At 37.9% G+C, this 13,348-nt stretch carries 8 protein-coding genes, 5 tRNA genes and 1 pseudogene; 11 read left to right on the top strand and 3 right to left on the bottom strand.

The window, feature by feature from the left end; genetic code table 11:
* Positions 1–90 precede the first annotated feature (90 nt).
* Complete coding sequence (ansA, locus tag ACU5DF_RS09450; protein ID WP_446704223.1) at positions 91–1,104, top strand: asparaginase; 1,014 nt, start codon at positions 91–93, stop codon at positions 1,102–1,104.
* Between the two features lie 154 nt (positions 1,105–1,258).
* On the opposite strand, the pseudogene asd reads toward ansA, so the two are convergent.
* Positions 1,259–2,376 (bottom strand): annotated as a pseudogene (gene asd, locus ACU5DF_RS09445) (aspartate-semialdehyde dehydrogenase).
* 623 nt (positions 2,377–2,999) lie between these two features.
* Between asd and nhaC the strand changes: the two are divergent.
* Complete coding sequence (gene nhaC / locus ACU5DF_RS09440) at positions 3,000–4,436, top strand: Na+/H+ antiporter NhaC (RefSeq protein ID WP_446712673.1); 1,437 nt, start codon at positions 3,000–3,002, stop codon at positions 4,434–4,436.
* Positions 4,437–4,722: 286 nt separating this feature from the next.
* On the opposite strand, the gene ACU5DF_RS09435 is transcribed toward nhaC, so the two are convergent.
* On the bottom strand, positions 4,723–5,943 hold the full coding sequence (locus ACU5DF_RS09435; RefSeq protein ID WP_446712672.1) for a chemotaxis protein: 1,221 nt from the start codon (positions 5,941–5,943) through the stop codon (positions 4,723–4,725).
* Positions 5,944–6,085: 142 nt separating this feature from the next.
* A complete protein-coding gene (gene yejK, locus ACU5DF_RS09430; RefSeq protein WP_446714216.1) occupies positions 6,086–7,102 on the bottom strand; it encodes a nucleoid-associated protein YejK in 1,017 nt (338 codons plus the stop codon).
* Between the two features lie 76 nt (positions 7,103–7,178).
* Here yejK and ACU5DF_RS09425 point away from each other — a divergent pair, with 76 nt between their 5' ends.
* From ACU5DF_RS09425 to ACU5DF_RS09385, 9 genes are all read left to right on the top strand, one after another.
* Positions 7,179–7,409, top strand: coding sequence for a YejL family protein (locus ACU5DF_RS09425; RefSeq protein WP_446712671.1), 231 nt, complete (start codon positions 7,179–7,181; stop codon positions 7,407–7,409).
* 19 nt (positions 7,410–7,428) lie between these two features.
* Positions 7,429–9,237 carry a DUF3413 domain-containing protein gene (locus ACU5DF_RS09420; protein ID WP_446712670.1) on the top strand — a complete coding sequence of 603 codons (1,809 nt, stop codon included), beginning with the start codon at positions 7,429–7,431 and terminating at the stop codon, positions 9,235–9,237.
* A 137-nt stretch (positions 9,238–9,374) separates the two neighbouring features.
* The gene (locus ACU5DF_RS09415) at positions 9,375–10,061 is read left to right on the top strand and encodes a response regulator transcription factor (protein ID WP_446712669.1); all 687 of its coding nucleotides are present in this window, start codon (positions 9,375–9,377) and stop codon (positions 10,059–10,061) included.
* A complete protein-coding gene (locus tag ACU5DF_RS09410) occupies positions 10,054–11,331 on the top strand; it encodes a sensor histidine kinase (protein ID WP_446712668.1) in 1,278 nt (425 codons plus the stop codon). Before ACU5DF_RS09415 ends, ACU5DF_RS09410 begins: the two co-directional genes overlap by 8 nt.
* A gap of 95 nt (positions 11,332–11,426) precedes the next feature.
* Positions 11,427–11,517, top strand: a tRNA-Ser gene (locus ACU5DF_RS09405).
* Positions 11,518–11,555: 38 nt separating this feature from the next.
* Positions 11,556–11,632 (top strand) — tRNA-Asp (locus tag ACU5DF_RS09400).
* A 293-nt stretch (positions 11,633–11,925) separates the two neighbouring features.
* Positions 11,926–12,016 (top strand) — tRNA-Ser (locus ACU5DF_RS09395).
* A gap of 335 nt (positions 12,017–12,351) precedes the next feature.
* Positions 12,352–12,442: transfer RNA gene (locus tag ACU5DF_RS09390), tRNA-Ser, on the top strand.
* Positions 12,443–12,480: 38 nt separating this feature from the next.
* Positions 12,481–12,558 (top strand) — tRNA-Asp (locus tag ACU5DF_RS09385).
* Positions 12,559–13,348 lie beyond the last annotated feature (790 nt).

The following is a 13,348-nucleotide window of genomic DNA, read 5'->3' as shown; positions in this document are numbered from 1 at the left end:
GCATGACGAGCCCGACACATGTCGGGCTTTCTTTATGCCAAATGCACAGTATAATCGCACCACCTCCCATAACTCTGTACCGTTGTTATTATGGAAAGAAAACACATTTACATCGCCTATACAGGCGGCACAATCGGCATGTTGAAATCTGATGATCATGGTTATGTACCAGCATCAGGGTTTATGCAACATCAACTAAAACAAATGCCTGAGTTTCACCGTGCAGAAATGCCAATTTTCACCATTCACGAATATGAGCCATTAATTGATTCATCTGACATGACGCCAGAAGATTGGCAACGTATTGCAGATGATATTCGTGCTAACTACGATAAATACGACGGATTTGTAATTCTTCATGGTACGGATACCATGGCCTACACAGCATCAGCACTTTCATTTATGCTTGAGAATCTTGGTAAACCAGTGATCGTAACTGGCTCTCAAATTCCTCTTGCTGAACTTCGCTCTGATGGCCAAAGCAACTTATTAAACGCCTTACACATTGCGGCTAATTACCCTATTAACGAAGTAACCTTGTTTTTTAATAACAAATTAATTCGTGGTAACCGCAGTACAAAATCACACGCTGATGGTTTTGATGCTTTCTCGTCTCCAAACCTGTCACCGTTACTTGAAGCGGGTATTAATATCCAAATCAACGGTGCAGAAATCAATAAGCAGCCAGAAGGTGAATTCACGGTTAATGACATTACGCCACAGCCAATAGGCGTAGTAACCATGTACCCTGGTATCTCAGCAGAAGTGATTAAAAATACATTACGCCAACCAGTGAATGCAATGATATTACTTACTTTTGGTGTAGGTAACGCCCCACAAAATCCAGAGCTTTTAGCACAATTAAAAGATGCTTCTGAGCGTGGCGTTGTCGTTGTAAACTTAACTCAGTGTTTATCAGGAAAAGTAAACATGGGCGGTTATGCTACAGGTTGTGCGCTTGCTGAAGCAGGAGTGATCAGTGGTTATGATATGACACCAGAAGCTGCACTAGCTAAATTGCATTACCTGCTAAGCAAAGATCTACCTTATGAAACGATGCGTACTATGATGCAACAAAGTTTACGTGGCGAATTGACTCACTAATCTTGTAACAAAGTTATCTTGTTATAATAAAAAGGCTTCCCTGATATTCTCATGGGAAGCCTTTTTTATTCTATTAACGAATCCAATACCAGTAATTATCTTTTCATCATTACTGGTTAAATCACTTAGTGGCTGCGTTAACTCTACTCAGAGATTATTTCTTTTCGTTAAGAATGATACGCAATGTACGACGAAGTGGCTCTGCTGCACCCCATAGTAATTGGTCACCGACTGTAAAGGCATTCAAGAAATCATTACCCATCGACATCTTACGTAAACGACCTACAGGAACAGACAAAGTGCCCGTTACTTTTGCTGGTGTTAACTCTTGAGCAGTAATATCACGCTCATTTGGAATAACTTTAACCCAATCATTATGCGTTGCAATGATCTCTTCGATCTCATCCATTGGTACATCTTGCTTCAACTTGATCGTTAATGCTTGTGAGTGACAACGCATTGCACCGATACGTACACAAGTACCATCAATCGCAATCGGTGAATCTTGAAGACCAAGGATCTTATTGGTTTCAACAGTTGCTTTCCACTCTTCTTTGCTCTGGCCATTTTCGCGCTTCACATCAATCCAAGGGATCAATGAACCAGCCAATGGAGCACCAAACTCAGAGGTTGGGAATGAATCAGAACGAATTGTTTCAGCTACTTTTCTATCAATGTCTAGAATAGAGCTTGAAGGGTTTGCTAGTTCAGAGGTCACGCAATCATTCACTACACCCATTTGAGAAATTAGCTCACGCATATTTTTAGCACCAGCACCAGAAGCCGCTTGATACGTCATAGCACTAACCCACTCAACTAAACCCGCTTTATATAAGCCACCAAGGCCCATTAGCATCAAGCTAACCGTACAGTTACCACCAACATAGAGGTGTTAGTACCTGCATGAATGCCTTGTTGAATTTGATCAAAGTTCACTGGATCAAGCGTAATAATTGCATCATCTTTCATACGCAATGTAGAAGCAGCATCAATCCAGTAGCCTTTCCACCCAGCTTGACGAAGAGCTGGGTATACTTTTTCAGTATAACTACCACCCTGACAGGTAATAATGGCATCTAGTTTTAATAAGGATTGAATATCAAATGCATCTTGCAGTAAACCCGCATCTTTACCAAGGTTTGGTGCTGGAATACCAACTTGTGATGTGGTGTAAAACACAGGCTCAATATGGTCAAAATCGCGTTCTTCAACCATACGCTGCATTAATACTGAACCCACCATTCCGCGCCAGCCGACTAAACCTACTCTCATTGTACTCTCCCTGTAATTCAAAAAATAAAAAATGCTTACTCCATCTATATGATGAACAGGAAAAAATCTCAAGTACTATTTGTTCTATTCCCTCTTTTTTATGCATCAAAATTTACTACGTTCTATCTCTTTGCTTCAACTTAACCGTGCATAAAAGAAACAACTATAAAATTAACTTTATTTATCACTCCATTTTCAATTAACATAAAGCACACTTTTACCCTCTTATAGCAACATGTTTGGTTAATATGATTAAAAACCAATACTTAAGGATACTTACATACTGTTACAGTTCATAAAATTTCACATATAAGATTAAATGCAAACGATTACTCTGATTATTAGTTAATAATTGCAAATTAAATTCACATATAGCAAAAATAATTAACACAAAATAAAAACATTAACTTAGTGTCAAAATCAATCAACTCATAATTTAATACCAACATTTAACCAAAAATTCACTTTAAAACAGTCCATTAACACCACTATAGATAGAAATCACAAATCAATCATAGTTAATCGATCTCTTGTTGATCATAAGGTAAAGTGATCCTCGTTTAGAAAACACAATCCCTTATCGTATGAATTTTATTCATGCATACAAAAAAGAGGCTTTATACATGAAGCAAGCAACGACAAAGTTACCTTCGTTAATGCAGGTAATTATATCTTTAGGGCTATTTCTACTTCTTGCCTTTTCTTTCACGGCACAACTTGATCTACCTATCCAATTAGCACTTTATATTGGTTGGTTCATTATCATTACTCTTGGTATCAAGTTAGGTCATGATTACAAATCTTTAGAAAAAGCAGCTCTAAATGGCATCTCCAATGGACTAGGAGCGGTATTAATTCTCTTGGCTGTAGGTGCTTTAGTAGGCACTTGGATTTCTGGCGGTATTGTTCCAACCATCATTTACTATGGTTTAAAAGCAATCCATCCATCAATCTTCCTTCTTGCAACGATGATCATCTGTTCACTAACAGCGTTAGCGACTGGCACTTCTTGGGGTGCTGCTGGTACTGCTGGTATTGCAATGATGGGGATTGGGCAAGGTCTTGGTGTTCCAGCTCCGATTACGGCAGGTGCTATCCTTTCTGGTTGTTACTTTGGCGATAAGATGTCTCCACTGTCTGACTCAGTAATTCTTGCCTCTTCTATGTCTGGCGTTGAAGTCATGGAACACATCAAGGGTATGCTTCCAGTTGCACTTATCAGTTACATCATCACAGGTATCATGTTCACTGCTTTTGGTTTCCATTACGCAGGTAACGTTGACATGAGCCAAGTAGACTCAGTAATCCTTGCGATGGAAAACCAGTTTGTAATCTCTCCATTCTCATTTGTACCTGTTGTTATTGTGCTTGGCTTATTAGCAATGCGTATGCCTTCTTTCCCAGTGATCAGCTTCGGTTCTCTTCTGGGTATTATCTGGGCAGTGATGGTTCAAGATATCGACTTTTTAACGGCATTCAATACTGCATGGGCTCCGTTCTCAATTGAATCTGGTGTTGGCTTTATTGACTCAATTCTAAACCGTGGCGGCATGTCTTCAATGCTAGGCTCAGTTGCAGTTATTATCTTCGGTCTTGGATTTGGCGGTTTATTAGATAAAGTTGGCGTGTTAGAAACTGTCGCTAAGCTTTTCGAAAAACGTGTGCAAGGTCCTGGTTCACTAGCAACAAGTACGATTGCAACAGCCTTCTTTGGTAACATCTTCGGCTCAGCAATGTATGTATCGCTTATCCTGACACCAAAGATTTGTGCGAAAAACTACGACCGTTTAGGTTACAAACGTAAGAACCTTTCTCGTAATGCTGAGTTTGGTGGTACGTTAACTTCAGGCATGGTTCCGTGGAGTGATAACGGCATCTACATGGCGAGCATCTTAGGTGTTGCAACACTGTCTTACGCACCGTTCATGTGGTTAAGCTTTGTGTGTATCATCGTAACGATTGTAACGTCTTACATGGGCTGGTTTGTTGATAAATGTGAACCGACTATCACAGCAGAAGAGACTGACGAAGCTATTGCAGTAGAAACAAAAACAGCATAATTCATACTGTTCTATTTTAAATAGCGTCATCTAAATAGAAAAATGCCAGTGGTTGACTCAACCACTGGCATTTTTTATGTCTGTTTCTTACGTTCTAACTATTATCTATAGCCATCACAATATTTATACCAATCACAGTAAGTAAGTGATCAGAAATAGCGCAGGGAAAATGCTTGAGAACAAGGCGACATTTTTCGATAAGTAGTTATTCTACAATCAAAAATTTCAACGCAGTTATCGAGCATTTTAACCAGCTAGAATGATCAGTTATTTACTACGATTGGTCTTATACAACCGTTTTCTTCACGGCTGCTCGCTTTCCTAAAAAGTAACCTAAACCTAATGGAGCAAAGAAAATAGCTAAGATAAACAAGATGAAATAAATGATAGTACTCTTAATTAAATCAATCACTTTATCCATTGCCAATGTCAGTACATCTTGTGACACTTTATCTAAGTCTTGAGTAAACTTCTCACGCTCTTGAGAAACAATAATCGCTATCGCATTACGCTCTCTTTCAACCATATTTACTAGCTCTTTTCGTTCACGAGCAACCATTGCCTCCAGCGCAATTCGCTCTGCACTAAGTTGATTTAACTTGTCATCTGTCTTTAGATCCAAATCGTCAAGTAATGGCTGCAACTGCAAACTCATTTGCTCTACTAGATTTTGCATATATTCAGGGTTGTTTTGCACAAAATCTTGAAATGACTCAGAGGTTTGACGCAAGCTTTCCATAGTTTTGTTGATATCAGTACCACTTAGATTACTGTTCATCGCGATCAGTTGTGCTTTCCATGTCATGATCTTCGGTGTTTGTTCTGATACTAACCCCAAGCGATCTGATACATCACCTAACGCTTCTGGCATGGTCCCTAACGTAGCTACCGCTTCAGTTTCATCGATATTCTGATGGGCTAACCACGCCTTTAACGCTGGTGTTCTACGCATCATTAAGCTATCAAACGGATGCTCTGTAACAAACGCGGTAATAAAGTCTTGAGCATCACTAAACTCTGAACTCGACAAGAGCTTCTCGGCCATATTTTTAATGTCATCATTCAGAACTTGGCTTGTTTTAAAAGCTACATCGCCATCAAATAATTCAGAACCTTTTCCTTCTGGTGAGAAAAATTGTTCCATTTGTGCAGCAAAGACCCAAGTATCAATTAAGGCTATTTTTGGAGACACTTGATACGCCGCACGCTGCAATCCTTCTTCTGCATGGATTTTCCATAACAAAACATACGATTGATGTAAGGTATCATCTTTAGGGTACGTCGCTGATATTTGATCCGCAGCAGATTCTACTTCACTAAAGAAATGTTTGCTGTATTCGCGGGTTAAAATACGAGTATTGAGTTCTGCCGTCGTTAACGGTACAGATTGAGACTCTATCTTTAGCTCAAATAAAGAACAGCCATTGAGCATAAAAAGGGATAGAGCTATCGAGAAGATCTTAGAAACAGAGAACTTAGAAACAAAGAGTTTAGAGGTGTATTTCATGAACAACCCTACCTAACCAGAATTTTATAATTAAAGAATAGATAGGGTATCATTTTGCAAAAATCAAGTTATCAAATATTTGAGAACAAACCGTTAATTATCCATAAATCAACGGTTTTATATTTTGCAATATAAGCACGAGTTATGATTCAGAAGAACCCAGACGCCGTGTTAATTGATCTTTTAAGTTTGGCGGCGTGCCTTTGATGGTTAGAGTATCGGTTTCTGGATCATAGAAAACACGTTCACCCAATAACATCGCATCAAAGTTCAGAGATAAACCACCGCCAGCGCCCACAAACTTCGTAAGCTTACGCATTGCTGTACGATCAACAGGGAAAGACTCTTCTAATTCATAGCCTTGCTCTTCAGCAAATTGATAAAAGTTAGATCCAGATTCAGACGTTGGTAATTCACCAGACAACTCTTTTACTGTTAACTCTTCACCCGCTTGTAATTGACCATTACAATAGTCATATACACTCTTACGATATTGTTGCTTCTCTTCTTTTTCTAAGCGCTCATCAGCACAGAAATCTTCAACTGCTTGCATCAATACTTGGTTTTGTACCTTAGTATCCATGCCTACATCTGCTTGTAAAAAATCCAAGAAGAAATCAGAGACTTTACGGCCTACGCGCCCTTTAATAAACGTAAGGTAGCGATTTGAGTCTGAATCCGTTTCCCACGTTGATAAATCAATACGTGCCGCAATGTCCATTTTAGCTATATCAAGGTAGTCAGTAGAGCTAATGTCTAGTTGCTCCGTTACCTTCATACTCTCATTAGATGGTAATACAGCGACAAACAAATATTCCGTTGCCAATGAGCGATATTCAGCGATGACTAAAATACCTTCTTCAGCAAATGGGTATTTAATCAGCTCTGATTTTAATTTTTCTGCTGATTTATTACTGAATTCTAAAAATGGTGTTTCATTCTTACGAACAGAAGCTAGCCAATGCCCAAACTCGCTCTCAGTCTTGAATACACCAAAGCCTTTACCTGCTTTAGAGTTAAAGACACGATGCAGCTCAGATACTAGGGCTTCAGTGAACTCTTCGTTCTCAAGAGTTTGATTTCGTAGACAAACTTCGAGTTCATCTTGCTCATTTTTTACTAATTTATGTAAAATTACGTTTGAAAGGGTTAAACTCATAATAGAAAAGGTTTTTAGTTGACGTACATAGTAGGTTATCATAAGCCGCTTTCACTATCATTAACTGAAAAGACTTATGGCTATTACTACTTCGAAATACAGCAACAAACAAATTGAACAAATGTTAACAGAGATGGTCGATGTACTAGATAAACATCGTGCACCTGCTGATCTATCTTTAATGTTGGTTGGTAACATTGCAACTAATGTTCTAAACCAAGAAGTGCCAGCAGAACAGCGTAAAATCATCGCTGAAAAATTTGCTCAAGCATTGCTTAGCTCACTAGATCTACCAAAAACTCACTAAGAGCGAGAATTCAATTACCATGGTTGATAGCGGAAATACCTACGGCGACAAAGTCTCTAAGTTAATTACTTGGGGTCACTGGTTCAGCTTTTTCAATATCATTGCAGCAATGCTTATTGGTACACGTTATATATCGCAATCACCATGGCCTGAGACGCTACTTGGACAGACCTATCTAGTATTAAACTGGATAGGTCATTTTGGTTTTTTGGTTTTTGGATTCTACATTCTTGTACTTTTTCCTCTAACCTTTATAACGCCATCCCAGCGCTTAATGCGAGTCTTAAGTGTCATCATAGCAACCGCAGGTATGACCTTACTGCTGCTCGATACTTATGCTTATCAAAATCTTCACCTGCATATTACCCCACTGGTTTGGGATATGCTGTTGAATAACGATAAATCAAATTTAAACACCCAATGGCAATATTTGTTCATTGTTGTTCCAGTAATCTTTTTATTACAGCTTTCATTATCTGAATGGGTCTGGAATAAATTACGAAAACTTACCCATAAACATGTTGGTCGCCCTTTTGCTATTCTATTTTCAGTAGCCTTCATTGGTAGTCATTTAATACATACTTGGGCAGACGCATCGGCTTATGGCCCAGTGACCGCCCAACGAGCGACATTCCCACTGTCTTATCCAATGACTGCACGCTCATTTTTAGAAAAACATGGTTTCCTTGATAGTGAAGCACTAGCAAGGCAAATCGAAGAAGAAGGTGTAGGTGGTGCAAAAGAAGCGATGCGCTATCCTCTTGAACCAATTAGATTTAAAGAAAAGCAGACAGAATATAATTTACAGATCATTATGATTGATAGTTTACGATCTGATACGTTAAATCATACTGACACACCAAACTTAACACGCTTTGCTCAAAATAATTTAAATTACAACAACCATTACAGTGCAAGTAATAACCCAACAAGTTTGTTTGGATTATTCTATGGATTACCAGGAAGTTATGTTGATAATTTTAGAAACTCAAGCGTTGAATCACCGATCTTAGCTGAGCTACATACCCGGGATTATACATTTGGATTATTTAGTGGTGATAATTTTAACTCTTCACTATATAAACAAATTATCTTTACTCAGGGAGAGCTGAGTAATACTGAAGAAAAAATGACAGATAGCAAGGCAATAAACCAATGGAATTCATGGTTTTCCACTCAAGAATCAAACAAACCGTGGTTCAGCTATTTAGAGTTAACTTCGGTCTCGAAATACGATAGTTCAGAGCCTATTTCAACAACAAATACTGACCAAAGTGTGTTTGAAATAAACTATCGTAAAGCCGTCAGAAAAACAGACCAACAATTAAGAGCCGTTTTAAATACATTAAAACAATCTCCTGATTGGGAAAAAACCATTGTTGTTATTACTTCAAATCACGGTATGGAGTTTAATGAAACAAACACAAACAGCTGGGGAGCAAGCTCTAACTTTAGTCAATATCAATTACGCGTACCAATGTTGATTCACTGGCCTAACGCTGAACCTGAGTTAATTACAACTCGTTCAAGTCATTTAGATCTTGCACCAACATTGATGGAGTCATTTTTAAGAACAACAACCACATCAAAAAGCTATAGTAGTGGATTAAATTTATTGACTCAAGATGGTGAACGTAATTGGTTGCTTGCTGGTGATAGAAAGAACATTGCTCTAATCACTGATACTAATACCGTTGTTATTGATACCTTTGGTAACTATAAAGTTTACGATGAAAACTATCGTCGCTTAAAGGATGAAAAACCTAAGCTCTCCTTATTAATGCAGGGCGTATCAGAACTCAAACGGTTTTATCACCCTAAAAAATAAATAGCCTCATAAAAATCCCTTTCTCATAAAGGGATTTTTTATATCTAAGTTTTGAACCCAATTAAAATATCGACTTAAATCTACTTTTTTTTCACATAAAATAGTTAAGATATAAAATCAAATAAATAGAGGTGTATATGAAACTATTGCTTGTTGAAGATAATCAAGATATTGCGGGGATCATTTTTGATTTCTTTGAGATTAAAGGCTACGTATTAGATTATGCAAGTGATGGTCAGCAAGGTTATGAACTTGCTAAAAAAGAACATTTTGATTTAATTATTCTTGATGTCATGCTACCTAAAATGGATGGCTTAACCGTATGTAATCGCTTACGAGAAGAAGGGATAGATACTCCAATTCTTATGCTCACTGCACGAGATACCACAGAAGATACTCTTCTTGGTTTCAAACAAGGTGCCGACGATTATTTAGTTAAACCTTTTGATCTTGATATTCTTGATGCCCGTATCAATGCACTTGTGCGTAGAACCTCAGGAAAACAAGCCAAAAAAGAGCTTCAGTTTGAAGAGTTATTGTTAGACCTCACCTCAAATACCTTATCTCGCCAAGGGTTAACGTTTAGCCTTAACCCTACTCAATTTATTATTATGAAAAATCTGCTTCTTTCTGCCCCTAAGATTGTCAATAAAGATGCGATTACTTATGAGTTATGGGGAGACGATGAACCAGAAAAAGACGTACTACGCAGTCATATTTACCAACTACGAAACTTAATAGATAAACCATTTACTCATAAGTATTTAAAGACCATTCCAAAAACTGGTTATCAATTAATCGGAAAAACAGACTCAAATGCGTAAATACAGTGCTAAACACCTTACTTTTATTTATTTTTCAATCGTTGCTTTAGCTATTATTATCGTTCATGCATTAGTGATTGATTCAACGCTTGATAGCATTGAAAACTTACTCGCTAAACAGAAAATCCTAAGTGCAAAAGAAGTTGCAATAAACAGCCTTGGTAATACCAATGCAACAAAAGTGGTTATCACTGATCGTATTACGGTTTATACAAACAAAGAAGATATTGATATTAATTACACTGATTTCTTCAATTTACCGTTAGACACGACAATAGAGGTATTCAAAAAAGACAGCTATGTCGAAAATGAGGCCTTTGTTTATCGTACATTAGATAATCATGGCAAGAGTATTTACATTGTATTAACTGGTGATTTTACTGACGATTCTGAGCGTCGTATTTTCTTCATGGAATCAAAAACTATTGGTTCCTCTTTATTACTAATGCTTATCAGCTTTTTTATTATTTTAAAAATCTCACAAAGAATAACAGAACCTCTTACTCAGTTAACAGAAAACATAAGTAATAGAAAACAGGGTGATATCACTCAAATTCCAGATAACATTTCAGGCAATACCCAAGAAAGTGCACAATTAATTGAAACCCTTAATGCTAATTATCAACAAATAGAACAATTAATCGAACGTGAACGTTCTTTCACTCGATATGCTAGCCATGAACTACGTACACCACTAATGATTATAAAAGGAGCAACCAAACTCCTTAATCAATCAAATGATCCAGTATTCATACAAAGACAACAAAAACGGTTAAATGATGCTGTACAAGAGATGAGTGACTTTGTTGATGCCTTACTATCGCTTACTCGTGATGAATCTGATCTAAAAAATTCAACCATGATTTATCGAAGTATCGACGCTACTGAATTGGAAAGAATTATTGAAACGCACGCACATCTACTGCGTTTTAAAAAAGTTAGTTACAGTATTGAATTAGAAAGCTTAACTACTACTTATATCTCTGAAAATATATTAAAAGTCCTAATCGGTAATCTGATTAAAAATGCCTTCAACTGTACAGATGAAGGCGAAATCATCATATCAATGAATCAAGATGGATTCTCTGTAATTGATTCAGGTATTGGCTTAGATGAAAAACCACGTGGTGTAGAAGGATTTGGCTTAGGGTTATTGATTGTTAGAGACATTTGCCAGCGCTATAATTTAACATTCACTCTGACTAATAAAAAAGATACTCATGGCTGTATTGCAACTGTTTTATATAACAAAAATGGTGTAATAAGTTAAAAATAGAGCATATTGCACAAAAATAGGGCAGTCAGTCCATTTTTTTTAATTTATGCTTTACAATAAAACCAATTCCGCCTATTATTCTCGGCATTGGAGGGATGGCTGAGTGGTCGAAAGCACCGGTCTTGAAAACCGGCAACCGTTAATAGCGGTTCTAGGGTTCAAATCCCTATCCCTCCACCACTTTTCAAAATTCAGATAGAGTCTGGGTTTTAAAAATTGGAGCGGTAGTTCAGTTGGTTAGAATACCGGCCTGTCACGCCGGGGGTCGCGGGTTCGAGTCCCGTCCGCTCCGCCAACATCAACGAAGCCTTGTCAGAAATGACGAGGCTTTTTTGTATCTGTCGAATATGAAATTTAGATCTCCAAGTCTCATATAGTTGAAGACGATTCAATGCTTCTCTAATAAACCACTCTGTTATCACTTAATCACTTAAAGTACTTTAATTAGTAATAATTAGCAGGTAAGTACTAGGATTAATACTTTATCGCCTTAAATATCAACAGATTGAATAAAAAAAAACCAGCCAATTCGTTTTTTTAAAATAGTACTTTACAAGGAAGTCATAACCCCCTATTATTCGCGGCATTGGAGGGATGGCTGAGTGGTCGAAAGCACCGGTCTTGAAAACCGGCAACCGTTAATAGCGGTTCTAGGGTTCAAATCCCTATCCCTCCACCAAATTAAAGTTTAAACCGCTGTCTTTACAGCGGTTTTTTCGTATCTGCACTATAGAAAAATCACCTTAATTACAGCACTTTTAATTGACAAGGTGTAATATTCAAACCCCTACCCTCCACCACTTTTCAAAATTTAGAAGTAGCCAAATAGCCCTTCTATATTAGCCTTCAGTAGTTTACTTTCATCTCCTAAGCATATCCCTTATAAATAGTTTAATTAAAATCGTTCAACATAGTTTTAAAATCGAACAGGTTGATTAAAAACAAACCAAGCAGAATGTTTTTTTAAATTAATACTTTACAACAAAATCAGTTCCGCATATTATAATCGGCATTGGAGGGATGGCTGAGTGGTCGAAAGCACCGGTCTTGAAAACCGGCAACCGTTAATAGCGGTTCTAGGGTTCAAATCCCTATCCCTCCACCACTTTTCAAAATTCAGATAGAGTCTGGGTTTTAAAAATTGGAGCGGTAGTTCGAGTTGGTTAGAATACCGGCCTGTCACGCCGGGGGTCGCGGGTTCGAGTCCCGTCCGCTCCGCCAACATCAACGAAGCCTTGTCAGAAATGACGAGGCTTTTTTGTATCTGTCAAATATGGGATCCCTATAAATTTCATTAAACGACTAACTCTAGAATTCAAACCCTATCCCTCCACTACTTTTCAACATTCAGATAGAGTCTGAGTTTTAAAAATTGGAGCGGTAGTTCAGTTGGTTAGACTTTCTATTGGAGAGCTTATCGGCCTGACACGCCGGGGGACGTGCTGCTCTCAAGGTGAGATAGAAAATCCAGCCCGCTCCGCCAACATCAACGAAGCCTTGTCAGAAATGACGAGGCTTTTTTGTATCTGTCGAATATGAGATCCCTGTAAATTTCATTAAACGACTAACTCTAGAATTCAAACCCTATCTCTCCACCACTTTTCAAAATTCAGATAGAGTCTGAGTTTTAAAAATTGGAGCGGTAGTTCAGTTGGTTAGACTTTCTATTGGAGAGCTTATCGGCCTGACACGCCGGGAGACGTGCTGCTCTCAAGGTGAGATAGAAAGTCCCGTCCGCTCCGCCAACATCAACGAAGCCTTGTCAGAAATGACGAGGCTTTTTTGTATCTGTCGAATATGAGATCCCTGTAAATTTCATTAAACGACTAACTCTAGAATTCAAACCCTATCCCTCCACTACTTTTCAACATTCAGATAGAGTCTGGAACTTACCAATTGGACCTTATTTCCATCAATAGTGCCTTAGAAATAAAACAAAATTTCAAACCGTTTCATATAAATGGAAGTAGCTAGCTGAATTCGAGTCAAAGCATTGTTAACTCAGCGACAT

Source organism: Aliivibrio wodanis, from assembly GCF_052920805.1.
This window is presented reverse-complemented; position numbering and strand designations above follow the sequence as displayed.

Excerpts from the sequence above, each read along its gene's own strand:
- ansA (WP_446704223.1), top strand. The coding sequence starts at position 91 with ATGGAAAGAAAACACATTTACATCGCCTATACAGGCGGCACAATCGGC.
- nhaC (WP_446712673.1), top strand. The coding sequence starts at position 3,000 with ATGAAGCAAGCAACGACAAAGTTACCTTCGTTAATGCAGGTAATTATA.
- ACU5DF_RS09435 (WP_446712672.1), bottom strand. The coding sequence starts at position 5,943 with ATGAAATACACCTCTAAACTCTTTGTTTCTAAGTTCTCTGTTTCTAAG.
- yejK (WP_446714216.1), bottom strand. The coding sequence starts at position 7,102 with ATGAGTTTAACCCTTTCAAACGTAATTTTACATAAATTAGTAAAAAAT.
- ACU5DF_RS09425 (WP_446712671.1), top strand. The coding sequence starts at position 7,179 with ATGGCTATTACTACTTCGAAATACAGCAACAAACAAATTGAACAAATG.
- ACU5DF_RS09420 (WP_446712670.1), top strand. The coding sequence starts at position 7,429 with ATGGTTGATAGCGGAAATACCTACGGCGACAAAGTCTCTAAGTTAATT.
- ACU5DF_RS09415 (WP_446712669.1), top strand. The coding sequence starts at position 9,375 with ATGAAACTATTGCTTGTTGAAGATAATCAAGATATTGCGGGGATCATT.
- ACU5DF_RS09410 (WP_446712668.1), top strand. The coding sequence starts at position 10,054 with ATGCGTAAATACAGTGCTAAACACCTTACTTTTATTTATTTTTCAATC.